Below are 23,699 nucleotides of genomic sequence, written 5' to 3'. Positions count from 1 at the left end.
CCTTCCGGTAATCAGCGCATCAATGCCTTAAGCGCCCCGCGAACCCGTTCGTCTTCGGCCTCAAGAAAACTCTGCCCGAGCTCGTAGGCCCGCTGAATTTCAATCATCCGGGTCACCTGACCAATGGCATTGACATTCGATCCTTCGAGAAACCGATGCAGCACGACCGGCTCGTCCACCGGGTCCACCTGCCCGCCTGCACGGAAATGTGTGCTTCCTTCGCGCACCAGGTTTTCGGGATCGGCGACGTTGTAGACACCGATCTGGCTCAGAAGTTGTCCATCGACGCTCATCGTGCCGTCGCTGCCAACATCGATCGTTGCGGCGTCGGGCGGGACAAAGACCGACGCGCCATTGCTGTCCAGAACCCGGTGCCCGTCCATCGTCACCAGATCGCCCTCAGCATTGAGTGAGAAACTGCCGGAACGCGTCAGGCGGTTCCCAGCGGGCGTTTCGATCATAAAGAACCCGTCCCCTTCGATGGCAAAGTCGAAGGACCCGCCTGTCTCGGTCAGCACACCTTGTTGCAGAGAAGTGTTTCGAACCTGCGCACGGCTGAGCGATAGTGAAGGGTTGCCCGGCATATCCCGGACGAATTCGGAGAACACCAGCCCCTGCTGACGATACCCGGTCGTGTTGGCATTGGCGATATTGTTGGCCACCATTCGCATCTCATCCATGAGACCGGATTGGCGGGACAAGGTGACATAAGTGGTGTCCATCAGCGACCTCCGGCAATAAGCGGGACCAATGTCCCGGTAAAAAACGTAACAAGGGTCTGGGTCATGAAGCCCATCGACATCCAGAACACGACCACGATTGCAATCAGCTTAGGCACGAAGGTCAGGGTCATCTCCTGAACCGAGGTCAGCGCCTGAAACAAACCAACTGTAAGGCCCGAGATCAGCGCCACCGCCAGGATCGGAACCGACGTGATGACTGCAACCCAAAGCGCCTGGCGCACGATGTCGTAGAACAGACCTTCGCTCAGCATCGTTCAGACCGGCATCCGCAAGATTTCCTGATAGGCTTCAACGACTTTGTTCCGAACAATCACAGCCGTTTCCACTGCCAACTCTGTCTGCGCCAGCGCCTGAACCAAAGCGTGCGGGTCGGCCTGCCCAACCATCGAAGATTGCGTGACTTGCTCGCTTTGTTCCAGCGTCGCCACGAAATCCTGAAACGAGGATCGCAGCCCTTGCGCTGTCCCCTGATGTCCGGGGTCGGCCTGCGTTGCAGGGCGCGCACCCGTATAGTTCTGTGCGGCGGTAAGTGAGCGAACATCCATTCTGGTATTCCTTTATTTTCGGAGTAGATCCATCAGACTTGATGACATCTGCCGGGTCTGGTCGAACATCTTGAGGTTGGCTTCATAGCTGCGCTGTGCCTCTCGGGCGTCTGCTATTTCGATCATCAGATCGACGTTTGATCCTCTGTAATGGCCAGTCTCATCAGCCATAGGGTGGCCAGGATCATAAATTCGGCTCAGGTCGCGACGATCGAGTTTGACGCGCCCCGCCTGAACCATCTCTTTTCCGTCCCGTTCGACTGTCTCAAACGGGACTATCTTACGCCGGTATCCCGGCGTATCGGCGTTCGAGATGTTCTCGGACACATGACGCAACCGCGCTGCTTGCGCACGCAGTGCGCTAGCCGACGCGTCCAACGAGTAGGAAAAATCGCTCATCGTGAAACCCCCTATGCCCGGCCCAGACTCGTGCGCAGCACACCGATTGAAGACTTGTAGATCGCTAATGCCCGGTCATGTTGTCGCTTTACCTCGACAGCTTTCAGCATCTCTTCTTCCAATGAAACACCATTGCCATTCGGATCGCTCGAAGCCGCGACCGTGAATTCAGCCCAAGGCTGAGCGCGCACATCACCATTCAGATGACCCGTCCGAGTCGCGGTCATCGCGACCTCTCGGCTCGTGTTTTCAATCGCTGTCTGGAAGGCTTCAATATCGCGGGGCTTGTATCCCGGCGTATCCGCGTTGGCCATGTTGCGCGCAACAACCGCTTGCCGTTGTCCGGCATGGGTTGCCATTGCGTACGCAGTCTTAAAGACGTTCAGGTCATTGAACATCGGGGCTTCTCCCTCGATCAATTTCAATCAAGGCTTAACCCCGATTCCTTTAGAAACCGTTTTCAACAAATCTATTTGGAGGACCTGCGATGGCCGATCTCGATCCGATGCGTCTGAAATGCGAATTCGATAGGATGTCGGCGGTACACCATATCGGGCGTGTGACCGGTGTTGCGCGCGGCGTGGTTGAAATCGATGGTCTGACCGCCCAAGCCCGGATCGGGGATCATCTGACGCTGCGCCGACAAAAAGGCCCGGACCTGCCGGGCGAGGTCCTGCATGTCGAATCAGGCGCGATCCATATGCTGCCAGCCTCCGCACCCGATGGCGTAAGCCTGGGGGATCAGGTCTCTCTCAACCAGATGCCTACCTTTGCGCCCGGAATGCATTGGCTTGGGCGGGTGATCGATCCGTTTGGCAAACCTCTGGACGGCAAGCCCCTGCTGCCTGGCACGCTTGAACGTGACCTTATGCAGGCCCCGCCAACTGCGGTATCGCGCAAGCCGCTGGGCGGTCGTATGGAAACCGGGTTGGCCATCCTCAACACGATGCTGCCCATTGTCCAAGGTCAGCGAATCGGCCTGTTCGCTGGTTCAGGCGTTGGCAAATCAACACTTCTGGCGACGCTTGCCCGCTCAGTCCAGGCGGATGCTGTGGTCGTTGCATTGGTGGGCGAACGCGGGCGCGAAGTGAATGAGTTTGTCGAGAACGCCCTGGGTGCCGAAGGTCTGAAACGATCCGTCGTCGTGGCCGCAACCTCGGATCAATCGGCCCTGATACGCAGACGGTGCGCATGGTCGGCCATGTCGGTGGCGGAATACCTGCGGGATCAAGGGTTAAACGTTTTGTTTCTGACCGATTCAGTTACCCGCTTTGCCGAAGCGCACCGCGAGATTGCCGCCGCAATGGGTGAAGCCCCATCGCTACGTGGCTACCCGCCATCGGTCACGCCGCTGATTGCAAACCTGTGCGAACGGGCGGGTCCCGGAACTCCCGATCAAGGTGACATCACCGCAGTCTTCAGTGTTCTTGTCGCGGGTTCTGACATGGACGAGCCCATTGCGGACATTCTGCGCGGCGTCTTGGACGGACATGTCGTGCTGAGCCGAGACATCGCCGAACGCGGGCGCTTCCCGGCCATTGACCTCAGCCGATCCGTATCACGCAGCCTACCAGGTGCGGCGACCGCGGATGAGAACCAGTTGATTACAGAAACCCGCAAGCTGGTCGGCAGTTATGAGCAATCTGAGGTGATGATCAAAGCCGGCCTCTATGCCGAAGGAACAGATCCTTTGTTGGATCGCGCCGTCCGGGTCCACGAAGAGCTAGATAGCTTTTTTGCGAAGGCCGATCCCGATGGTATCGAAAACAGCTTCAATCGATTATCTCTGATTTTGAGGCGCGCTGGTGTAAACCCGGTGTCGCAGTCTTAGAATTCAGAACAGTTTTAAGTGTTAAGACCACCTTAACACCTGCCCTGCTAGGCCAGTAAGCGGGTGAATAGAAGGTGGTGGAGATGGGTGCGCAATCCAATGCGGCGCCAATCATCATCAAGAAGAAACGTGTATCGGGTGGCGATGCTCACCACGGTGGTGCGTGGAAGGTCGCTTATGCGGACTTTGTCACTGCCATGATGGCGTTCTTCATGTTGATGTGGCTGCTGAATGCAACGACCGAGACGCAACGCAAGGGTCTGGCGGATTATTTTTCGCCTACGATTCCGGTCAATCCGGTCTCGGGCGGTGGTGATGGTGCCTTCGGCGGTGACAACATGTTTTCGGAAAAAACCATGGTTATGGATGGATCAGGTGCCAGCAATCGGAACCCCACCGAGGCAAAACAGGCGCGCGGATCAACCGGCGTGGATGCGAAAGGCGGCGGTAAGGGTGCGTTCGAAGATTTCTCGTCGCTCGAGGCGCAGTTGCTGGGGCGCGCTGGGGAAAGCCTTGTTTCCGATAAGATGCGCAAGCACATCGTGACCCGCGTCACCGACGAAGGGCTGGTGGTCGAGCTGTTCGCCACTGAGGGACAACCGTTGTTCGAATCGGGGACAGACACGCCAACCCAAATGATGCGCGCGCTGACACTTTTGGTAGCGCGGTCTTCTGATCTGGTGACAAACGCAATCGCGGTTGAAGGGCATGTGCGGTCTGCGCCCGTCGTGTTGGCGAATAACCCGGTCTGGGATCTGTCGACCGCGCGGGCGCAAAGCACCCGCCAACTGCTGCAGAACAAAGGCATCCAGCCACAGCGGTTGGACCGCGTGACTGGGCACGCGGACCGAGAGCTTTCGGATAAAAACCCCATGGCGGTACGCAATAATCGGATTGAGATCATCTTTTTACGCAACCCTTAGCGGGTAAAGGATAGACAGCATTTTAGCTGTTAGCCGGCTGTTAAGGGCCAGTGCGGTACGTGTTGCATCAACGAATGACGCAACAAAAGGGCGTACCGATGACCATATCCTCTTCGCTGAATGCCGGTGTGGCAGCGTTGAAGGCCAACGCCAACAGGCTGGCCACGATCTCTGACAACATCGCCAATTCATCGACATTTGGCTATAAAAGGGTCGAGACCGACTTTCACTCCATGGTCACGTCTGGTCAGGGCGGCAGCTATTCGGCAGGCGGGGTCAGAACCACCAGCCAACGCCTGATAGATCAGCGCGGATCGCTGGTAACCACCAACAATTCAACCGATCTGGCCGTGCGCGGTAGAGGCATGCTGCCTGTCCGTCCCAGTTCGCAGATCGCGTCAGGTTCAAATGAGATGCTGCTGACCACGACAGGCTCATTCCGCACCAATGAGGAGGGGTATCTGGTCACACAATCCGGCCTTGTACTTCTTGGCTGGCGTGCCAACCCAGATGGCTCGATCCCCAGCGTCCCGAGGGATACGCCTGCCGCTCTGGAACCCATTCAGCTAAGCGTTAATCAACTTTCGGGCGCCCCCACAACATCCATGAACCTGCGGATGAACCTGCCTGCAACAGCGACCGACGCCGGTGCTCCGGGTGACACGCAGCCCTTGTCGGTCGAGTATTTTGACAATTTGGGCAAGTCTGAAAGCGTCGATATCGAATTGGTCCCCACCGTTCCTGCAACCGGCAGCAGCAATGAATGGACCATGACATTGCGCGATTCAGCCTCGGGCGGCGCTGTCATCGGAGAATATACCCTGACCTTCACCGATAGCCGTACAGCCGGTGGTACACTAGCCAGCGTCACCGCCGTGACCGGCGGTGCCTATGACCCGGCAAACGGCAGCGTTGTCGTCAACGTCGCCGGCGGACCAATGGAGATCAACATCGGCCAGATCGGCGATGCGGACGGCATTACACAGCTTTCCGATACCTTTGCTCCGGTTTCGATCACACGCGATGGTTCGGCCGTTGGCACGATGACAAGCGTACAGGTTGATGAGAACGGCTATGTCTATGCTTTCTATGATACTGGGGTCAGTCGCCGGATGTTCCAGATTCCACTGGCCGATGTGCCGAATCCAAACGGCCTGACGGCACTGGACAGTCAGACCTATGCCCCCTCGCGTGACAGCGGTACCTTCTTCTTGTGGAACGCAGGCGAGGGGCCGACGGGCGATCTTGTGTCTTTTGCACGCGAGGAATCGACCACCGATGTCGCCACCGAGTTGACTTCAATGATCCAGACCCAGCGGGCCTATTCCTCAAGCGCCAAGGTCATTCAGACTGTGGATGAGATGCTGCAGGAAACCACCAATATCAAACGCTGACATGATGATTGATCAACGAAAGGGATGCGTCCGATGAATATGTCGACAGCACTGAACAACGCTCTGGGCGGGCTGAGCGCAGCCAGCCGTGGTGCGGCGGTGGTTTCAGGAAACATCGCCAACGCGTTGACCCCGGGATATGCCCGCAGATCGCTTGAACTGGCGACCAGCACAGTTTCCGGTAATGGCGTTCGTGTCGTTGGTATCACTCGGCACCAGGATCCGGTACTGATCGCAAACCGCCGTGCGACCGATGCAGACCTGATGGCAGCCAAAACCGTGGCGCAATTTCATTCAAGTTACGAGAAACTGTTGGGGGCAGCCGACGATGCCACTTCGATCTCGTCCAGACTGGCCCAATTCGAAAGCAGCCTGATTACAGCTGCAAGCCTGCCCGGCTCAGCCCAACGGCTGGATCAGGCCGCCCGTGCAGGCGGTACATTGAGCACAGCGCTCAATACAGCGTCCGAAGGGGTGCGGCAAATGCGATCCGATGCGGATCGCACGATAGGCAAACAGGTCGATACGCTGAATCAGACTCTGAAAGACATCGAGAAACTGAATGCTCGTATCCCCGCTGTCCGCAATTCGGGCGGTGATATTGGCGCGCTGTTGGATCATCGTCAGATTCTGGTCGATCAAGTCAACGAGTTGGTGCCTGTCAACGCGATCGCGCGCGATAATGATCAGATTTCCCTCTATTCCGATGGCGGGTTGATCCTGCTGGAAGGAACCGCGGCCGAGTTTTCGTTCTCGACCACAGGCGATACCATGCCGCATATGACCATTGGCAACGGGTTGTTGTCCGGGCTCGAGATCAACGGCCGACCCGTTCGCGTGAGCGGAGAGTTCGCCCAAATCCGAGGCGGCGCATTGATGGCCCAGTTCTCGGTCCGCGACGAACTGACCGTCGAAACGCAAGCCGATCTGGACGCCGTCGCCCGCGACCTGATCGAGCGCTTTGAAACCACCGGGTTGGACCCGACCGCTGCCGCGACCGATCCGGGCGTCTTCACGGATAACGGCAGCCGCTTTGATCCGGTTTCTGAAACCGGTCTTGCGTCGCGCATCTCACTAAATGTTGTGGTCGACCCGGATGCAGGGGGTGACAGCTGGAGATTACGCGCGGGTCTGGGGGCATTGACCCTCGGTGCGCCGGGTGATGCCAGCCAGTTGCAAGCTTTTGGGGCCGTTCTGACCGACTCGCGCCCGGCCCCCAGCGTGGGGTTTGGGACAGGCACGATGCGCGCGGCCGAGATCGCCGAGGCGTTGCTTTCCAAAGCCGGGGCAAACGCACACACAGCTGACCAGCGCAGCAGTTTTGCAGCAAACGCGCAGCTGGAGATGCAAAAAATCGTCGCGGAGCAAGGTGTTGACAGTGACGCGGAACTGCAGCGCTTGATGCAGATCGAGCAGGCCTATGCCGCAAACGCACGCATCGTCGCCGTCGTGGATGAACTGATGGATACCCTGTTGAGGTTATGAACATGACACTGAATTCGATCGGGGATCTGGCCCGCGGTCTTACCCTCAGAACTCGCAGCGCCGAGATCAAATCACAAATCGAAACACTGTCGTATGAGATGTCCACCGGCAAGGTGCAGGATATCTCGGGCCGTCTGGGTGGTGATTACTCGCACCTACTGGATCTAGATCGCAGCCTGGAACGGTTGGACGCGCTTTCCATCGCCACCGCCGAGGCGCGGCTATTCACGGACGCAATGCAATTGAGCCTGACAACGCTAAGCGGCTCGGTCGCCGAGATGTCAGCGTCGCTGCTATCATTCGGCACGGCGAACCAGACCGTGACACATGAACAAGCATCGGTTCAGGCACGAAATGAGCTCGACACAATGATCTCAGCCCTGAATACGCGGGCGGGAGGGCGCAGCCTGTATTCCGGAACGTCGACTGACGTCTCACCTCTGCCCTCCGCTGAAACATTATTGACAGCGCTGCAGGCCGAATTGACCGGACTGACCTCCCTAACAGATATCCAACAGGCCGCTGAGGATTGGTTCAACGACCCCGCCGGATTTGATGCGGTGATATATCAAGGTGGTACGGGCACCTTGGCTCCGATGCAGATTTCCGAGAACGAGCGGATCACGCTTCCGATCACTGCGACAGACCCCGCGCTCAAGGACGCTTTGCGCGATGTTGCGGTTGCGGCTCTGGCCACAAATGATGCGCTTGGATGGACGCCTGATCTACGAACCGCAATGTTCACGCAGCTTGGTGTTGAGCTGGCCAATACACAGGATGCGACGGTCAATTTGCGCGCCCAGGTCGGCGCGGCTGAGGCGCGTGTGGAGCAAGCCGCAACGCGCAACGCCGCCGCAAAGACCAGCGCTGAGCATGCGCGCAATGCGTTGATCGCTGCAGATCCCTATGAGACTGCGGCACAGTTGCAAACCGTGCAGTTCCAACTGGAGAGTCTGTATTCCGTGACCGTTCGCAATGCCAACCTGTCACTGGTGAATTTCTTAAGATGAAGATACTCGCATTCCTTTTGATAGTCTTACCGTGCATTGCCAATGCCGGGGCAATACGCCTGAAAGATCTGGTGGATTTCGACGGTGTCCGCGGCAATGATCTGGTTGGCTACGGCCTTGTGGTTGGCCTGAATGGCACCGGCGACGGCTTGCGCAATTCTCCGTTCACCGAAGAGATTATGTCCAACATTCTCGAACGGCTGGGTGTAAACGTGAATGGCGAAGATTTTCGCCCCAAAAACGTCGCCGCCGTTTTGGTCACCGCCACCCTACCACCCTTCGCGCGCGTCGGCGGTCAGATTGACGTCACCGTCTCTGCCATTGGAGATTCCAAAGGACTTCTTGGGGGGACATTGATCATGACACCCCTGAATGCAGCAGATGGTCAGATTTATGCCGTGGCGCAAGGGACAGTGCTAGCCGGAGGCGCTGCGGTTGAAGGCGAAGCAGCGTCGGTTGTAAGCGGGGTGCCGACATCGGGCGTCATACCCTCGGGCGCGCGTGTGGAGCGCGAGATCGATTTTCAGCTTGCTGATTTGACTCAATTCAGACTGGCGCTGAGAGAACCGGATTTCACGACCGCAAGCCGCATTGAGGCCGCCATCAACAGAGAATTCAACCGCGCCGTCGCACTCATGCGCGATTCCGGCACTGTGGAGTTGAGCATTGAGGCGACGCGGGCCGTATCAACCGCGCATGCGATTGGACGTATTGAAAACATACTGGTCGAACCCGAAAGCAAGGCCCGCGTCGTGGTGGATCAGAGATCCGGCACAATTGTTATGGGTCGGAACGTCAGGATTTCACGCGTCGCGGTATCGCAGGGCAACTTGACCCTCACAGTCGAGGAAGCCCCGATTGCTGTTCAGCCAAATCCGTTTGCGCGAGGCGAAACAGTCGTTGTTCCGCGCACCTACGCTGGGATCGAAGAGGAAGAAGGAACGGGGCTTGCAGAAATCCCCGAGGCAACCACCTTGTCCGAAGTGGTCGCCGGGTTGAACGCCTTGGGCGTGTCGCCACGCGATATGATCGACATCCTGAAAACCATCAAAGCTGCCGGGGCACTTCATGCAGAGTTCATCGTGAGATGAGCAGTCAGACCACAGCGCACGCCTTTTGGTGTACCACTTTACTTGGATTTCCAACTGTCCAGCCAGCGGCGAAAGCCCTTGCGCTTTTCATCTATTGCATCACCAGCGGCGTAAAGACCATCTTCCATGTTCTCCAAAACAGGATCGATCTTCTTTTGCCGAAACCGCCGCCATCGAACCCAGATGGCCCAAACCAGCGCAGCAAACACAGTCAGGAAGACGATATTGAACCACGGGATGATGCGGACATCCGGCCCCTCGACATGCCGGATGAAAATTGCGTTGGGAAAAATCGACATGAACTCATTGCGCCAGCCGTAATGCGTTACGACCACCCAATCGGGGTTATCTTTGGTCGACTTGGCATCGTTGGCCTCGGTGTAAAGATTCGCAGTGTCGAACTTGAAATAAGGCGGCCAGCCCCAACCGGTGTCTTCGTTGCGATAGACAATGGGCTTCCCGTTGGCGCGTACGGCCTGAATGAACTGTACATCGCGGTTTGACAGGCTGGTGGATTGATCTTCAGGCTCGGACCAGAAAATTCGCGTCCAGTCCGTCAGGTCCTGACGTTCCTCATAGGTGTTGACGATCCGCACCACATCGTGCTGCGGTAGGGAATACTGCAAGATCACGGCGATCGTGCCCCAGAAGATGATAATGAACGCCCATTTCACATAGGCCATGCCTTAACCCTCACATGTAATTCACGATGTAGATCAGCGCGCCAATCGCCACCCAAGGTACAATATAGACACCCAAAATCAGTTTGCGCCGGAATGAGTTGTCGTAGACGTGCAAACCACGCGCAACAAACGCTTCTTTGTTACCGGTTTTGCCCTTTTCGTCCCACCACGTCTCCAACTTTCGCCGCCTAACTCCTCGCGAATAAAAGGACAGCGCGAAATAGGCAATCGTCTGGATCACCAGCAGGATCAGAAACAGGCGCATCGCTCCGAACATCTTAATCTCTCCTGACCGCGCCCCAAGGGCCGACCCGTGCGATCACTGTTTCGCTGACCCGGTCATTGCCGGTCATATCCGGTTCATGACCAAATAGAGCCGCCCGCGCACCAGCCTTGTCCACCTGATACTCGCGGGCAAGGAAGTCGGCAACATAGGCTTTCTTGGTCTCGGGCCAGGTCCTGTAAGTACTATAAAACAATTCCTTGTGGCAGATGAACATCTGCCGCGGATCCAGCGGAGCCAATTCGGTCAACAGCATATTCACCAGATCGCGGTTCGGCGTATCGGCTGCGCGCAATGTGTAGAAATAGGCGGGATGATCCGAGGTGATGCGTGGCCAGCGCCCACCATCTGTCGCCCAGCGCAACAGTTGTGCGAGGCCGTGGTACGCCTCGGGCAGGCGATCCGCGTGGTTGCGTGCCAGTCGGCGCATGTCGCTGCGATCCAGCCCGCTCAGATCAACGTCTGCGTCAGCAGCCGCAGCAATGGTCAGAAAATCCATTTTCTGTTGCAGGATCGCGGCAGCATCCACGCCGCGCGCCTTAACGATAGGTTCAACCAGATCGTTGTAGTCGAGAAACTTGGCAATCTGGTTCCGCTGCGACGGGTCAAAAATGTATTTGATCGGCATATCGTCGGGCTTTTCGCCTATGCAAATCGCCGCCGGGTGATCCATATCCGGGAACAGGTAGAGCCCGCCAAAGTGTGCCGTCCAGAAATTACGCTGCTCGAAAGCGGTATGGCGCAGGCGCACCGGATTGCGCGTTACGTCGCCAGTTTCTTTGGCGGTTTCGATCATCTTGGCGATTAGCACATCGTCGAACCAAGCGTCCTCTTCGGTTTTGAAGCGTTCGACCATGCCCGCCAGTTGTTGCGCTTTGCGCAGAGTGCCGCCTGCGGTGTCTGCCTCGATCTCGATCTTGCGCAGGTTCAGCAGATCGCGGGGCGTGGTGAGTTTGATGACCGAGTTCACCAGCTCTCCGGCCACCGCATCGGTGGCGGTCAGGGCAAACAACTGTGCCTCGTTCATCTCGATGAATTCGCGCAGAATATCGCGCGAGGTCGAGAATTTGACGTTCAGCAAAGGCGCGTGCTTCTGCTCGGTCGTCAGCAGGATGAACTGCCGGTTGACCCCGTTGGGGTTGAGGTAGAGCTCATCCTCAAGCTCAATCCCCACTTCCGGAGAAAAACCCGAGATATCCACATGGAAATCCGTCAGCGCCGTGGTCTTGCCCGCCAGATGTTGCAGTGCGCGGTTATACCGCTCGACCAGAGCCGGGCTGGAGATGTGGACGAGGTTGCCGAACATCAGGCCTTTTTCGATGAGGCGGATCATGACATATGCCTTCCCGCGCAACGGTAGCGATGCACCCGGCACGAGGGTGGGTGCGGAACGCGCCCGCCCTGGGGGGCGGGTCGGGCGCGTCGCGGCTGCGCCGCGATTATTGAATGTGTCAAAGCTAAACTTGTCATTTCGAAACTCACCGCCAAAAATAGTACAATACTGTGGCGGCCACGCACAAAATGCCTGCAATTGTCAGAAAGCCAAAAAACACTTCGCTTGGTGGGTCCGTCACTGAGCATGTGCGAACAATACGAAAGTTCTCAGGTGATAAACCCTTCCAACCGCAAATCGTTACGGTCATGAAAATCGCTGGAACGAAAGAAAATATCGCGACGACGATGGCTAGTCGGAAAATACTCACCCCTTCCCCTCCAGATACCGCCGCTTGGCCTCCTCCATCCGGCCCATCTCGCGCACGGCGTTTTCGATGGCGACCTCGTCGCTCTTGTCAGCATAGCGGAACTCGCTGTCGGCGTAGCGGTTGATCTCTTGCATCACCATTTCCACCGTGATCGGCTGGCGCAGGTCTTCGATCATCGCCTTCTTGGTGTCGTAGTCGCGGAATAGGAACAGGTCGGGGTTTTCCATCCACTCATCGGGCAGTTCGAAATCCATCGCGCGGACCTTGACCGCGTCGGTGATGTTCTTGATCGCGCGGCCTGTAAAGCGCTCATCCGCCTGCTGGATCGCCTTGAGGTAGGTGCCCAGCTTGGCGATGGTGTCCATCTGGCCGATCTCGCCGGAGACCCGGTCATAGACCTGCAGCAAAGCGTCCTCATGCGGGCGGGAGTGGCTTTCGAAACTGGCGGCGACGGCCTTCTTGATCTCCTGCGCGGCATAGGCTTCGTGCTCGCCCAGCGGAATGTCGTGGTTGCGTCCCATCAGCAGGTGCAGGATGTCGATATAATCCTCCCGCGTTTGCGGGCCGTCCACCAGGAACCGCGCGCCCGCCCGCTGACGCAAGGCGTCGTCCACATTCTCGGGGTAGTTCGAGAACATGCCAAAGGTGCAGTTGCCGCGCACGACGGTGTTGGCGCCTGCAAAGCTCTCCATCAGCACGGCGGTGATTTCCAGCTGCCCGGCTGAGGACTGCCGGTCGCCGCGTTTGCCCGCCAGTTGGTCGATATCGTCGATGGTGCCGAAGCCGATAACCGTGGGGTCGATGATCGTATTGATAAACGCCTTGGCGTTCTGGCCGGATTTGCCCTGATAGCTGTCGATATTGTCGGTGCTCAGGTTTTGATAGCGAAACGGATAGCCCGCGTTCTGACAATAGTCATTGATCAGCCCGGCCATCATCTGGATCAGGGTGGTCTTGCCGGTGCCCGGTTTGCCGTCGCCCATGAAGGTAAAGATGAACCCGCCAAGTTCCGCGAACGGGTTCAGGCGGCGGTCGAAATCATAGGCCATCACCATCTTGGCCAGCTTCATCGCCTGATACTTGGCGATATGGTTGCCGACCACCTCGTTCGGCTTCTTGAACGTCATGGTCAGAGTGGTGGATTTGGCTTTTGAGGCGGGCTCGAACCCCCGGATTGTCAGATCATCGGCCTCGATATGCCAGGCGGCACTCTGGAACGGTGCCAGATGGCCTGCGGACTGGGCGCGTAGAGCGACCTTTTCCAACAGTTGCTCGGCATAGGCGCTGGTGGCCGCGATCAGGTGGGCATCATCGGGGGCGTGTTTGGCAAGGGTCTGGTCCAACTCCCACAGCGCGCCGTGCAAGGCGAGTTGGCCGTTGTCGGTCAGAACCTCTTCGATCTCACCGATATCGACAGTGGTCTCTCCCAGATGCGAGGACATCAAGTACGCCAGCGCATTGCCGAAGGTGTGCGAGGTGATCAGAGCCTCGGCCGTCAGCAGTTCAGAGAATTCGGTCTTGCGCGCGGCAGGCAGATCTCCGGCCAGATTGGCGCGTTTAAGATCGGCAAGCGGGGTCTGGTCCGCATAAGCCTCAGCCATGGCCAGAGCGATGGCGATGGCACGTCGTATCGCCTGTTGCGTGGTCGCCTGTGGTGGTGAGACCAGCGCATCGCCATCGTCCGATGCCTCGATTCGTTCAACCAGATGCACCCCGTCCTTGCGAGCAGTACGACGCGTCACCAACCCCGGCGTCGTCGACCGAAAGCGCCGCCCGGTAGAGACACCAGGAGACCGTTCGACAGTCGTTTCAACCGCTTTGGCAATCCGTGGAGCATGCTCGAAACCATTCAGCAAGGCAGTCGCTGCCGGATAGTGCTTACGAATGTCGTCTTCGCGCAATTCCATCTGATCTGACGTCAAACTCATCTTCTTCCTCGCAATGCCGGGCTGAAGCCCGGCCTACTCTAATCACGTAGGGCGGGCTTCAGCCCGCCACTGGTCTCAATATCTCAGCACCTGTCCGGCTTTGCTAACAACAAACTTGCGCACATCGGCGAATCCCGGCGGGTTGCGTTCGGCCAGCACCTGAAACGGACGCTGGGGCAAGATGATCGACCGTTGTGTGCGGGTGGCCCCGGTTTCGGCCCCTTGCGCGCCGAATGGGTCGAGCGCAAAGACCTCGCGCTCAACAGTAGAAAACCAGCCGGCGCGTTCTTCGATCACCTCTTCGCTTTCCAACTCTTCTGTGGTCCAGGCCAGCGCCCAATCTTGACCTTGCGGAGATTGCGCATCCTCCAGCACCTGCCTCAAAGGACCAGATTGCTCGGTATAGGCCGAAGAATACATCGGCCCCACATGGATGCGGCGCAGGTGTTTGGGGTGCAGGTCGTCGAAATCCTGATCGAACCCTTTGGCTATGGTCACCAGTTTCAACCCGCCCAGAGACTGCGCCATCAGATGCGCCTGCACTTCGGGCCAGCGGCGTTGGTCTTTGGGAAGGGCGGTTTTGCCGCTATCCTCCAGCTGCATCAGATAGATCACCGGCAGGTTGATCTGGCTGTCATAGACCGCCCACTGGATCATGAACTTGCGCCGTTCGCCCTCATTCCCGATCCAGTGGCATTCGGGATCGTTGCGGGCCCAGAACAGCTGACCTTTCAGCAATTCCTCATAGTAGAGCCTTTGTGACAGCGCGAATTGCAGCTTGGTGGGGATTTCCTGATCCCCAATGATCGTCCGCACCATGTCAGTTTTTAGGTCATCCTCGGACGGCATATTCGCCAGATGCACCTGCGCCTGCTGCGCGTCATTGGCCATGGTCAGCAGCTCAGCCGCCACCGGAAACCCGCTGTCACGCTTGTCCATCGCAAGGCTGCCAAAAAACCGTCCCGTATCGCGACCGACCAGCAGATACTTCATGGAAAGCGCGCGGAAGGTGTAGAGCAGCCCCGAGAGGTAGCGCGACACGATCCGCACCTCTTGCTTGCTGATTGCGCCCTCCGCCTCCATCGTCGCGGCCACGCGCAGGAGGTGGAGGGTGATGACTTCGAATTTGCGGAAATAGCGGCGTGAGGCGAAGGTGTCGGTCAGGCCGACATGGTCTTGGGTGGGGTTGGTATCGGTCATCTTGGGGCGTCCAAGTCCTTCCCGTTTTTGTCGATATGAAACCACCATCTAAAGAGAGGCGAACCGACACTATGCAGTACTACTTGAGGGTTGATCCCAACCGAGTACTGAAAACGCCGCCCCCTTTCGCTGCCCCAACTCAACCAACACAGAAGTCGCATTAAGCAAGCCGCAATTACTGCAATAAGCAATGCCTGTAGCACTTTAGGATAAGTCGGCTTCTGATCTATAAAACCAATTTTTTCCAAGAATCTCGGCACCTCCAAGGGACCAAGACTAACTGCTAGTAATAGAAATTGTTGGTGAGCGAAACGCACTTAACCACCATACAAATTCTTATCATGCTTCTCGACAATCGAGGCAAAGCGCCGCGCGAACCGCTCATCCGCCTTGGCCTTTTTCTCCAGCACGTCGCGGGCAAAGACCATGTGGTCCTCATGCGCCTCAAGCATGTCGGCCATTTTCTGGTTGGTCGCGGTGCCGATGGCGGCCATCGCCGTCTGCGCCTCTTGGTCAGTTTGCACGCCGATCTCGTTGATGCGGTGGGCCACGTCCTGCTGCTGCGCGGTTTTCAGCGATTTGGTCAGGGCATCATACAGCACCACGCGCTGTTGCGTATCTGTCTGCAGCTTGTTGATCAGCACCATCTGCGTCGCCGCCTGGTTCTGGAGTGAATCGACCCAGGTTTTACCCTTTTCGATATAGCGTTCCAGCGTCTGGGATTTGGCCAGCTTGACCTGCTCTTCCTGAACCTTGGCGTTGTATTGCTTATTCAGGTCAGCCAGTTCGGTTTCCAACTGAGTCCGCGCGGCGGCATCCTGTTCGACGCTGATCTTGTTTTCCAGCGTGATGATCGCCGGGTCCATGCCCTGAATCTCTGCCCGCAAAGCCTCCAGTTCGGCCACGGTCGCCTCGCGGTCGTCCAGCGTGACGGTCAGGTTGTCCTCGACCTTGACGCGCTGTTCTTCCAGCACGGCCAACTGTCCTTCAAGCAGTTTGACGATCACATCCGATTTAGCGATCAGGTCCTGTAGCTTGTCGTCGATATTGGCGGTGCGCATGCGTTCCTGCCGCATGGACTCGGATTTGGCCTTGGCGAAGATGCCGACGAACGACTCCCACCCGGTTTTCGAACGCATTTCGTCGAAATCCTTGGAAAACGCGTTGGTCACGTCGTCGAGCCCCATGATCAGCTCAGCGATGTTGGCGTTCATCACCTCGGTATGGGCGTGCACATCTTCCAAAGTGGCATTTTCAATGTCGATATCTGCCTCTGCGGTTCCGATCTTGGCACGCGCCGCTTCGATCCGTGAGGTCAAGCCTTCAATCTGCGACTGGCTTTCGCGGACTTTCTGTTGCGTCTCTTGAATCAATGCTTCGAATTGCTGGTTCGACATCTGCTATCCCTATTCTTCTTATCATCCAATGACATAGGGAATGTTATGGAAATTTACATCCCCTTAGGTCTCCAAATCACCAAGACTGTGACAAACTCGACGCTAAAAAGATAGACGCAGAGACAAGGCCGAGACACATTGCCCGCTGGTTTTCAGAAGGGAAAATAGAAGCTCTTGGATTTCTTAAGTTGAAGCTGCCGATGGCAAGCTCAGTAGTTCGAATACCGGAAATTAACCACAGAATCATCTTGAATAGCGCAATGGGCTTTTATGTGGCTCCGCGCATCATTGCTGTCCTTTGAGCGCGCGACCTCCAAATCAATCAGATCGATGCCATCAGAATTCGTCGTATAGGAAAGCGTCCGCTCAAAATCGACGGCATAGTAGCCCTGATTGCTCATGGCGGTGTGGGTCCGATGCATACAAAGCCCGATCGCATTCTCCTCGGGCGAAACGTGCGGATGCTTCTGGTATTTTGATCCGTGCTTGTGATGGTGTTTGGCGATCGACGCTCCCAGCACACCCAACGCGACCCCAGCGATAAGCGCTCCTGTATCGTTGGCACGGGTTGGTGTCGCGGTCAGTGTGGTCGATGCAACAACGGCACAGACCATAGCGGCAAAAACGGATTTCATTCGCATCTATTTCGTCTCCCTCTGAAGGCACTGAACGAAATTCAGTTCATTGAAGTGTTCCAGAAGAGACTAGCCTGACGACCTAAACTATTGCCAGATTTTCGTGAAAACGTGTTGCCCACCATGTCCGTGTTGCGATGGATACAACTTCGCCCCGCGCCTGGAGGAACGCGGGGCGTGTGGTGCGACAACCCAGAGAGGCGGGACTGTCGCTAAGTGATCAACAGCCTCAGTTCACGGCTTTGGCGTCAACCACGTCCTTTTCAATGGCCTTGCCAGACGAAATTTCGATCCGGCGCGGTTTCAGCGCTTCTGGCACTTCGCGCTTCAGATCGATGTTCAGCATGCCGTTTTCATGGCTCGCGCCGGTGACACGAACGTGGTCGGCCAGAGCAAAGCGGCGCTCGAACGCGCGGGTGGCGATGCCACGGTGCAGGTAGCTGCGCTCTTTTTCGTCCGAAGCTTTCTTGCCGGAAACCACCAGAGAATTTTCCTTTACCTCAACCGACAGATCGGCCTCGGAAAACCCGGCAACAGCGACCGAAATGCGGTAGGTATCAGCATCGGTCTTTTCGATGTTGTAAGGGGGATAGCTGGGCTGAGCCACGTCATTGGTCAAAACCCGGTCCATCATGTCTGCAATCTGGTCGAAACCGATGGTTGCGCGGTGAAGTGGTGCGAAGTCAAATGTACGCATGTCGTATCCTCATCTTTGAGCGATTCACAAAATTGCCCTCCGAAATGGACGGGCGGTGATTTATGCCGGACCCCAGCTTTGGCGATCCGGTAAAACTCAGATGGGAAGTAAAAGGACCGGGTTCAAGACCCGCCCGCGCTGAGGAATTTAGCACCCGAACTGGACTTGGCTGAACCCGGCTGCAATCTGCGGATTGTTGCCGTGGGTCGGGGCGCGTCACGACGCAATATCGCCTTGAGTTCCGAGACAATCCCCGACAGCTCCATCCCGTAGCCGATCTTGCGTTGACCATCCGATGCGCCCGCCGAAACAACCGACAGGATCTGCCAACGCGAGCCTTTTTTTGCTAAAATAGCGGAGCCCGACGAACCGAATGTAATATCGCAATCAAAGCTGATCAGCCCCTGCCCGCGTTGCAGGATGCGGCAAGAGCGTTGGCGCGTGATCGCCTCGGCCCGACCGCGACCATACGAGGCGACGCTGATTTCGCTGTCGCTGACGCGGCCGCTGTGCAGGGCGAACGGATCAGCAATCGAATAGGGAATCGGCTCTTCCAGCCGCATTAGAGCCACATCAATTCGAACACGTGACGCCGATACCGGCGCATTGGCAACAAACTCGGGATGGGTCGCAATCTGGATGACCTTGCGATCCGCAAGCGCCTGACCGTCGCTCAAACCGGCGCGAAAGGTCAATTCACCGGGGGCATAGGGTTTTCCGGTGGCCTTGCTCACAGCGCAATGCGCCGCTGTCAGCACGATGTCCTTTGCGATCAAAGTACCGGTGCAAAAGCCCTGTTCGCCAATATCCAGACGTCCGACCGCCTCCCACCCATACAGATCATCGCGATCCGTCAGTCGGCGCTTGCCGCTGGTCTGGGCCTGCGCGGCAGTTGCGAGAATAGAAACAAGCAAGGTGATACTTAATAAAACACGCATCATGGCTTAAGGAACTTTGCTCCGAGGTTTTTGGTGTTGTTGTCCAATGTGGCGTTCATACCCCGCCCCTGCGAAAGCTCGGCCCGCAACAATTCCAGCGATTCATCCAAGGCGGTGCCCAGCGCAACGCGTTGACCCTGCAATTCGGCCTTCGCTGCAACGACCGACACAATGCGTGGCCGCTCGCCGTCAAACGAAAAGATCGGCGCGCCGGATGCCCCGAAATCCACGTTGCAGGACATAACCAGAATTCCAGCCTGTCGCCCAATGACGGAACAGACTTCCTGCAGTGCTGGCGCTTCGGCGCGGTCATGCGCGTACGAGACAACCCCCACCTCTTGACCGCGGGCAGGACGGCGTCCGGTTTCGAAAGGAATGACCGAGGTGTTGCGGATCGGCTGCCACAGCTCGATCAGCGCAATATCATGACGCACCCGCGTTGCAGAAACATTGCCTTCATAAACATAGTCGGGGTGAACCACTGTTCGACGCGCCGGACGATAAGCCGAGGCGGAACCAAGGCGCCAACCGGCCAGAAACTCGATCCGGGCCGGATTAATTCGCTGTTTCGTGGTTTTATCGTACAGACAATGCGCAGCCGTCAGTACCAGAGTCGGAGATATCAGCGATCCGGTACAAAACCCGGTGCCGTCGATATCCAGTCGACCAACTGCCATCCACTCGCGCCCAGCATCGGTGGTTTCCAGGCTCCTAAGCCCAGTATCCTGCGCCTGTCCTGCCAAGGGCAGCAAGCTGAAGACAATAGCCGTGATCCAGTTGCGCACGCGGGTCTCCGGTCATGAGGTCCGACCAAGATTCGTATGCCGTTGGTGCGGCGAAAATAGGGCAATTGCCCCTTGGATTAAATTCAACCGGACCTGATGCGCGGGTGCAGCAATCGATCAGCGCAGTTGGGGTACCCCAGCCATGCCGTCGCGCAATGCGCGCGGTTCCGGCCCTCCGGTGGCCCAGTCCAGCAGCTCGACTGTGTGGACAACGGGCGTGTCAGTCCCAGAGCCGATCTGCATCATGCATCCGATGTTACCTGCCGCGATAACATCAGGGTTCCTAGCCTCAAGCGTGCGCACTTTTCGTTGTTTCAACTGACCCGAAATCTCAGGCTGCATCAGGTTGTAGGTTCCTGCACTGCCACAGCACAAATGACTATCTTTAGGCTCTAACACTGTGAATCCAGCCGATTTCAGCAGGTTCTTGGGATAAGAGGTAACCTTTTGCCCATGTTGCAATGAACACGCCGCGTGGTAGGCAACAACCAGTTCTTTCTTGTCGCTGTCCGGCATCTCTAGCTGCACCAAAAGCTCACTGATATCCATCGCCATGGCGGATACACGCCCCGCATCCACCGCCAGCGGATCACTGCGGAACATGTGCCCATAATCTTTAACCGTGGTCCCACACCCCGAGGTGTTGATCACGATCGCATCCAGACCATCACCATCCATTTCGCGTGTCCAGGCCCGGATATTGGCTGCAGCAGACGCATGGCTTTCACCGGTTTTACCCATGTGATGGGTTAATGCGCCACAACAGCTGGCACCTTCGGCGACAACGACCTCGCAGCCCAACCGGGTCAGCAGACGAATCGTGGCGTCGTTGATATCGGTGTTCAAAGCCTTTTGCGCACACCCCGTCATCAGGGCGACGCGTTTCTTCTTAGCGCCTTTTGCTGCAAAGCTCTGAGGGTCATCATTGCGACTGACTGGTGGAATATATCTCGGCGCCATGTCCAGCATCGCCTTTAGCCGGGCATCCGGCATCAGAAACCGGAACGGACGACCCAGCTTTGCCCCGATTAGAGCCCAGCGAAAGCGTGTCGGATAAGGCAGGATTCTGGCCAATATCCAGCGCAGAGCCCGATCCGAGAACGGGCGCTTGTAGTTGTCTTCGATATATTCCCGTGCGTGGTCCACGAGGTGCATGTAATGCACGCCCGAGGGGCACGTGGTCATGCAGGCGAGGCAGGATAGGCAGCGATCGATATGCTTGACAGTCTTTTCGTCCGGAACACGCTCATTCTCCAACATGTCCTTGATCAGATAGATGCGCCCGCGAGGGCTGTCCAACTCATCGCCTAGCACCTGATAAGTCGGGCAGGTTGCTGTACAGAAACCACAGTGAACACAATTTCGGAGTATCTCGTTGGATCGCTGAATCGCTGGGTCTTGCAACTGCTTTTCGGTAAATTTCGTCTGCATCGCCTACCCCATCAGACCCGGATTGAACACGTTCCGAGGGTCAAATCTCTTCCGAATTGCCTTTGTTAGAGCCTGAATCTGCGTGCTCTCTGGTTGGAATCGCCCAAATTCAACGATGGTGTCAGCCTCTGCGCGTACCAGCGTTGCATGTCCTTCAAAGTGACCCAGTCGTGCACGCAGATCGGTGCCCTTTGGCACCAATACCCAGATCAAGCCCCCGCCCCAGTCAAATAAGGTTCGATCCGCGTCGATCCGTTCTGCAAGGCTGGCTGCATCGCCGGGTTTCACCGATAAGCGCCAGACATCACCTTCCAGATCCTGAAACGCACGCAGATCGCGCAGATCGACCCAGTGGTTGCTCGAATTCTCTAACTCGGTGCATTCGCCCCCAAGGATTTCGCGCAATCGACCTACCCGATAGGCAACCGAGTCGGCAAATCCTTCGATCCGCAACAAGGCCTGACCATCCAGTGGATCATAGGCTGCGCTGCTCACCTCGAAGGGGGATTTCAGGGCAGTGGACATGAGATCAACTGCGGTTCCTACATCAGCGGCCCCGACTGCCAGAGTGGTCTCGACCTCAGGTCTAGGCAGCACTTTCAGTGAGACCTCGGACAGCACCCCTAGCGTGCCCCAGGAACCCGCCATGAGCTTGACCAGATCGTAACCGGTGACGTTCTTCATTACCCGCCCGCCATTCTTGATCACCTGCCCCAACCCGTCGACATAACGTACGCCCAACAGGAAATCCCGGCACGCGCCCGCCTGAATTCGACGCGGCCCCGAGATGTTGGCCGCGACAACACCGCCGATTGTCGGTTCCCCCGTGGTGCCCAGCAAACCGCGATGATCCATCGGCTCGAACGCCAGTTGCTGACCCTCGGCCTCCAAAGCCGCTTCGATCTCAGTCACTGGAGTCCCGGCATGCGCGACCAGAGTCAATGCGCCCGGCTCATACTGTGTAATTCCGTGCAGTCCCGACAGGTTCAGCACAGGCTCGGGCCCATCAAGGCCGCGCGTGCCGCCTCCGGCAATACGCACTGGGCCATCCAGGCCGGCAACGATGTCCGCAAGTTCAGCCTCGGTTTCAGGTGTCATGGCACTTCATCTTTTCGCAAATACTCTGGGTATTGATGGGGAAGGCTCATCTATTCCGCGGCCATCCTGCGCGTGGCAGACGCCTTTAGCGGAAACACCTTGGCTGGGTTCAACAGCCAATTCGGGTCAAACACATCTTTCACCGCCATCTGCGCCTCAAGATCCTGTGGTTCATATTGGTGTGTCATCAGATCACGCTTTTCGATGCCGACCCCATGCTCACCAGTCAGGCAGCCCCCCGCATCAACGCAAAGCTTCAGGATGTCCGCCCCGAACGCTTCACATTTCTCAAGATCGCCGGGTTTGTTGGCGTCAAACAGGATCAAGGGGTGCATGTTGCCGTCACCGGCATGGAACACATTGCCGACTGGCAGGCCATAATCTTTGCTCAGCTCCCCGATCCGGCGCAGGACGAAGGGTAGCGAAGAGACCGGGATCGTCCCATCCAGACACATATAATCGTTGATTTGCCCCATCGCGCCGAAGGCCGATTTCCGCCCCAGCCAGATACGGGCGCTTTCATCAGCCGATTGGCTTTCTCGCAGCTCAACCGGATTATGCCGCTTGGCGATCTCGATAATCTTCGACAACTGGCTATCGATCTCTGCCTCTGATCCTTCAACTTCGACAATCAGCAACGCCTCGCAATCAGGATAACCCGCTTGGGCGAAATTCTCGCAGGCTCGAATACAAAGGCGGTCCATGAACTCGATCGCGACAGGCAATATGCCCGATTTGATTATGTCAGAGACGCATTGACCGGCTACTTCATTATCGTCAAAGCCCATCAGAACGGGACGCGCGCCCTCAGGTTTGCGCAGGATGCGCAACGTTGCTTCAGTTACGACACCCAATTGCCCTTCGGATCCGCAGATAACACCCAACAGGTCCAACCCGCCAGCGTCCAGATAGGCACCTCCAATTTCGACCACGCTGCCATCCATCATGACCATAGTCACACCCATCAGATTGTTGGTCGTCACCCCGTATTTCAGGCAATGCGCCCCGCCCGAATTCATCGCGATATTCCCGGCAATGGCGCAGGCAAGCTGGGATGAGGGATCGGGAGCGTAAAAGAAATCTTCTTCTTCAACGGCACCGGTTACACTCAGGTTGGTTCGGCCGGATTGCACCTTGATAAACCTGTTGTCGTAATCGATTTCCAGAACTTCGTTCATCCGTGCAACGCCTAGAATCACACAATCTGCCGTCGGCAGGGCGCCACCGGCCAATGACGTGCCCGCGCCGCGCGGTACAACCGGCACACCCAGTTCATGGCAAATGCGCAAGACATCGGAAACCTGCTGCGTGGTCGAAGGCAGTACAGCCAGCATTGGCGGGCATTTATAGGCGGTCAGCGCATCACATTCATAAGCCCTGGTCTCGGCCTCTTCATGGATAACAGCATCCTTCGGCAGCACTTGCTGTAGTCGCGCAACCAATGCCTGCTTGCGTGCTAAGACATCCGGATTTGGCTCGGGCATTTCCATCGCTGATCCT

General features: G+C 57.1%; 24 protein-coding genes. 6 read left to right on the top strand and 18 right to left on the bottom strand.

Annotated features, from left to right (window positions below):
• Nucleotides 1–11: 11 nt before the first annotated feature.
• The 5 genes from ACR0I1_RS19240 to ACR0I1_RS19220 are packed head-to-tail and all read right to left on the bottom strand — an operon-like array spanning nucleotide 12 to nucleotide 2,085.
• On the bottom strand, nucleotides 12–722 hold the full coding sequence (locus ACR0I1_RS19240; RefSeq protein WP_480707569.1) for a flagellar hook-basal body complex protein: 711 nt from the start codon (nucleotides 720–722) through the stop codon (nucleotides 12–14).
• A complete protein-coding gene (locus ACR0I1_RS19235; protein WP_170395271.1) occupies nucleotides 722–994 on the bottom strand; it encodes a flagellar biosynthetic protein FliQ in 273 nt (90 codons plus the stop codon). The genes ACR0I1_RS19240 and ACR0I1_RS19235 overlap by 1 nt, the downstream gene beginning before the upstream one ends.
• Before the next feature lie 3 nt (nucleotides 995–997).
• Nucleotides 998–1,288: a flagellar hook-basal body complex protein FliE gene (gene fliE / locus ACR0I1_RS19230; protein ID WP_480707568.1), complete on the bottom strand. Its 291-nt coding sequence runs from the start codon at nucleotides 1,286–1,288 to the stop codon at nucleotides 998–1,000.
• Between the two features lie 12 nt (nucleotides 1,289–1,300).
• Nucleotides 1,301–1,687, bottom strand: a complete 387-nt coding sequence (gene flgC / locus ACR0I1_RS19225; RefSeq protein WP_480707567.1) for a flagellar basal body rod protein FlgC — start codon at nucleotides 1,685–1,687, stop codon at nucleotides 1,301–1,303.
• 11 nt (nucleotides 1,688–1,698) lie between these two features.
• Nucleotides 1,699–2,085, bottom strand: coding sequence for a FlgB family protein (locus tag ACR0I1_RS19220; protein ID WP_480707566.1), 387 nt, complete (start codon nucleotides 2,083–2,085; stop codon nucleotides 1,699–1,701).
• Nucleotides 2,086–2,192: 107 nt separating this feature from the next.
• Here ACR0I1_RS19220 and ACR0I1_RS19215 point away from each other — a divergent pair, with 107 nt between their 5' ends.
• From ACR0I1_RS19215 to ACR0I1_RS19190, 6 genes are all read left to right on the top strand, one after another.
• Entirely contained in the window at nucleotides 2,193–3,518 is a 1,326-nt protein-coding gene (locus ACR0I1_RS19215) for a FliI/YscN family ATPase (protein WP_480707596.1), read from the top strand.
• Between the two features lie 83 nt (nucleotides 3,519–3,601).
• A complete protein-coding gene (locus ACR0I1_RS19210; RefSeq protein WP_480707565.1) occupies nucleotides 3,602–4,441 on the top strand; it encodes a flagellar motor protein MotB in 840 nt (279 codons plus the stop codon).
• Between the two features lie 98 nt (nucleotides 4,442–4,539).
• Nucleotides 4,540–5,835, top strand: coding sequence for a flagellar hook protein FlgE (locus tag ACR0I1_RS19205; RefSeq protein ID WP_255611994.1), 1,296 nt, complete (start codon nucleotides 4,540–4,542; stop codon nucleotides 5,833–5,835).
• Between the two features lie 33 nt (nucleotides 5,836–5,868).
• The gene (gene flgK, locus ACR0I1_RS19200) at nucleotides 5,869–7,320 is read left to right on the top strand and encodes a flagellar hook-associated protein FlgK (RefSeq protein ID WP_480707564.1); all 1,452 of its coding nucleotides are present in this window, start codon (nucleotides 5,869–5,871) and stop codon (nucleotides 7,318–7,320) included.
• A gap of 2 nt (nucleotides 7,321–7,322) precedes the next feature.
• The gene (locus ACR0I1_RS19195) at nucleotides 7,323–8,330 is read left to right on the top strand and encodes a flagellin (protein WP_480707563.1); all 1,008 of its coding nucleotides are present in this window, start codon (nucleotides 7,323–7,325) and stop codon (nucleotides 8,328–8,330) included.
• A complete protein-coding gene (locus ACR0I1_RS19190; protein ID WP_480707562.1) occupies nucleotides 8,327–9,421 on the top strand; it encodes a flagellar basal body P-ring protein FlgI in 1,095 nt (364 codons plus the stop codon). Before ACR0I1_RS19195 ends, ACR0I1_RS19190 begins: the two co-directional genes overlap by 4 nt.
• 38 nt (nucleotides 9,422–9,459) lie before the next feature.
• On the opposite strand, the gene ACR0I1_RS19185 is transcribed toward ACR0I1_RS19190, so the two are convergent.
• The 13 genes from ACR0I1_RS19185 to ACR0I1_RS19125 form a co-directional block, all read right to left on the bottom strand.
• Complete coding sequence (locus ACR0I1_RS19185; protein WP_170395244.1) at nucleotides 9,460–10,104, bottom strand: DUF1523 family protein; 645 nt, start codon at nucleotides 10,102–10,104, stop codon at nucleotides 9,460–9,462.
• A 10-nt stretch (nucleotides 10,105–10,114) separates the two neighbouring features.
• Nucleotides 10,115–10,381, bottom strand: a complete 267-nt coding sequence (locus tag ACR0I1_RS19180) for a hypothetical protein (RefSeq protein ID WP_170395242.1) — start codon at nucleotides 10,379–10,381, stop codon at nucleotides 10,115–10,117.
• A 1-nt stretch (nucleotide 10,382) separates the two neighbouring features.
• On the bottom strand, nucleotides 10,383–11,720 hold the full coding sequence (locus ACR0I1_RS19175; protein ID WP_480707561.1) for a DUF6638 family protein: 1,338 nt from the start codon (nucleotides 11,718–11,720) through the stop codon (nucleotides 10,383–10,385).
• A gap of 366 nt (nucleotides 11,721–12,086) precedes the next feature.
• Nucleotides 12,087–14,018 (bottom strand): AAA family ATPase, encoded by a 1,932-nt coding sequence (locus ACR0I1_RS19170; protein WP_480707560.1) that lies wholly within the window; start codon nucleotides 14,016–14,018, stop codon nucleotides 12,087–12,089.
• A 75-nt stretch (nucleotides 14,019–14,093) separates the two neighbouring features.
• Nucleotides 14,094–15,218, bottom strand: a complete 1,125-nt coding sequence (locus ACR0I1_RS19165; RefSeq protein WP_480707559.1) for a hypothetical protein — start codon at nucleotides 15,216–15,218, stop codon at nucleotides 14,094–14,096.
• 317 nt (nucleotides 15,219–15,535) lie between these two features.
• Nucleotides 15,536–16,615, bottom strand: coding sequence for a hypothetical protein (locus ACR0I1_RS19160; protein ID WP_480707558.1), 1,080 nt, complete (start codon nucleotides 16,613–16,615; stop codon nucleotides 15,536–15,538).
• A gap of 209 nt (nucleotides 16,616–16,824) precedes the next feature.
• Nucleotides 16,825–17,256: a hypothetical protein gene (locus tag ACR0I1_RS19155; protein WP_170515464.1), complete on the bottom strand. Its 432-nt coding sequence runs from the start codon at nucleotides 17,254–17,256 to the stop codon at nucleotides 16,825–16,827.
• Nucleotides 17,257–17,479: 223 nt separating this feature from the next.
• Nucleotides 17,480–17,947: an Hsp20 family protein gene (locus tag ACR0I1_RS19150; protein WP_170395206.1), complete on the bottom strand. Its 468-nt coding sequence runs from the start codon at nucleotides 17,945–17,947 to the stop codon at nucleotides 17,480–17,482.
• Between the two features lie 122 nt (nucleotides 17,948–18,069).
• Complete coding sequence (locus tag ACR0I1_RS19145) at nucleotides 18,070–18,885, bottom strand: trypsin-like serine peptidase (protein WP_480707557.1); 816 nt, start codon at nucleotides 18,883–18,885, stop codon at nucleotides 18,070–18,072.
• Entirely contained in the window at nucleotides 18,885–19,670 is a 786-nt protein-coding gene (locus ACR0I1_RS19140; RefSeq protein ID WP_170423291.1) for a trypsin-like serine peptidase, read from the bottom strand. The genes ACR0I1_RS19145 and ACR0I1_RS19140 overlap by 1 nt, the downstream gene beginning before the upstream one ends.
• 117 nt (nucleotides 19,671–19,787) lie before the next feature.
• Complete coding sequence (glcF, locus tag ACR0I1_RS19135; RefSeq protein ID WP_170408701.1) at nucleotides 19,788–21,101, bottom strand: glycolate oxidase subunit GlcF; 1,314 nt, start codon at nucleotides 21,099–21,101, stop codon at nucleotides 19,788–19,790.
• A gap of 3 nt (nucleotides 21,102–21,104) precedes the next feature.
• Entirely contained in the window at nucleotides 21,105–22,199 is a 1,095-nt protein-coding gene (locus ACR0I1_RS19130; protein ID WP_480707556.1) for an FAD-binding protein, read from the bottom strand.
• A 50-nt stretch (nucleotides 22,200–22,249) separates the two neighbouring features.
• Nucleotides 22,250–23,689, bottom strand: a complete 1,440-nt coding sequence (locus ACR0I1_RS19125) for an FAD-linked oxidase C-terminal domain-containing protein (RefSeq protein WP_480707555.1) — start codon at nucleotides 23,687–23,689, stop codon at nucleotides 22,250–22,252.
• Nucleotides 23,690–23,699: the final 10 nt, after the last annotated feature.

Source organism: Ruegeria sp. B11, from assembly GCF_056539785.1.
The sequence above is the reverse complement of the archived record's forward strand: the minus strand, read 5'-3'. Positions and strand labels throughout refer to the sequence as shown.

Excerpts from the sequence above, each read along its gene's own strand:
- ACR0I1_RS19205 (WP_255611994.1), top strand. The coding sequence starts at position 4,540 with ATGACCATATCCTCTTCGCTGAATGCCGGTGTGGCAGCGTTGAAGGCC.
- ACR0I1_RS19175 (WP_480707561.1), bottom strand. The coding sequence starts at position 11,720 with ATGATCCGCCTCATCGAAAAAGGCCTGATGTTCGGCAACCTCGTCCAC.
- ACR0I1_RS19235 (WP_170395271.1), bottom strand. The coding sequence starts at position 994 with ATGCTGAGCGAAGGTCTGTTCTACGACATCGTGCGCCAGGCGCTTTGG.
- ACR0I1_RS19210 (WP_480707565.1), top strand. The coding sequence starts at position 3,602 with ATGGGTGCGCAATCCAATGCGGCGCCAATCATCATCAAGAAGAAACGT.
- ACR0I1_RS19125 (WP_480707555.1), bottom strand. The coding sequence starts at position 23,689 with ATGGAAATGCCCGAGCCAAATCCGGATGTCTTAGCACGCAAGCAGGCA.
- flgC (WP_480707567.1), bottom strand. The coding sequence starts at position 1,687 with ATGAGCGATTTTTCCTACTCGTTGGACGCGTCGGCTAGCGCACTGCGT.
- glcF (WP_170408701.1), bottom strand. The coding sequence starts at position 21,101 with ATGCAGACGAAATTTACCGAAAAGCAGTTGCAAGACCCAGCGATTCAG.
- fliE (WP_480707568.1), bottom strand. The coding sequence starts at position 1,288 with ATGGATGTTCGCTCACTTACCGCCGCACAGAACTATACGGGTGCGCGC.
- flgK (WP_480707564.1), top strand. The coding sequence starts at position 5,869 with ATGAATATGTCGACAGCACTGAACAACGCTCTGGGCGGGCTGAGCGCA.
- ACR0I1_RS19155 (WP_170515464.1), bottom strand. The coding sequence starts at position 17,256 with ATGCGAATGAAATCCGTTTTTGCCGCTATGGTCTGTGCCGTTGTTGCA.
- ACR0I1_RS19195 (WP_480707563.1), top strand. The coding sequence starts at position 7,323 with ATGACACTGAATTCGATCGGGGATCTGGCCCGCGGTCTTACCCTCAGA.
- ACR0I1_RS19190 (WP_480707562.1), top strand. The coding sequence starts at position 8,327 with ATGAAGATACTCGCATTCCTTTTGATAGTCTTACCGTGCATTGCCAAT.
- ACR0I1_RS19150 (WP_170395206.1), bottom strand. The coding sequence starts at position 17,947 with ATGCGTACATTTGACTTCGCACCACTTCACCGCGCAACCATCGGTTTC.
- ACR0I1_RS19160 (WP_480707558.1), bottom strand. The coding sequence starts at position 16,615 with ATGTCGAACCAGCAATTCGAAGCATTGATTCAAGAGACGCAACAGAAA.
- ACR0I1_RS19185 (WP_170395244.1), bottom strand. The coding sequence starts at position 10,104 with ATGGCCTATGTGAAATGGGCGTTCATTATCATCTTCTGGGGCACGATC.
- ACR0I1_RS19130 (WP_480707556.1), bottom strand. The coding sequence starts at position 22,199 with ATGACACCTGAAACCGAGGCTGAACTTGCGGACATCGTTGCCGGCCTG.
- ACR0I1_RS19165 (WP_480707559.1), bottom strand. The coding sequence starts at position 15,218 with ATGACCGATACCAACCCCACCCAAGACCATGTCGGCCTGACCGACACC.
- ACR0I1_RS19180 (WP_170395242.1), bottom strand. The coding sequence starts at position 10,381 with ATGTTCGGAGCGATGCGCCTGTTTCTGATCCTGCTGGTGATCCAGACG.
- ACR0I1_RS19170 (WP_480707560.1), bottom strand. The coding sequence starts at position 14,018 with ATGAGTTTGACGTCAGATCAGATGGAATTGCGCGAAGACGACATTCGT.
- ACR0I1_RS19215 (WP_480707596.1), top strand. The coding sequence starts at position 2,193 with ATGCGTCTGAAATGCGAATTCGATAGGATGTCGGCGGTACACCATATC.
- ACR0I1_RS19220 (WP_480707566.1), bottom strand. The coding sequence starts at position 2,085 with ATGTTCAATGACCTGAACGTCTTTAAGACTGCGTACGCAATGGCAACC.
- ACR0I1_RS19145 (WP_480707557.1), bottom strand. The coding sequence starts at position 18,885 with ATGCGTGTTTTATTAAGTATCACCTTGCTTGTTTCTATTCTCGCAACT.
- ACR0I1_RS19240 (WP_480707569.1), bottom strand. The coding sequence starts at position 722 with ATGGACACCACTTATGTCACCTTGTCCCGCCAATCCGGTCTCATGGAT.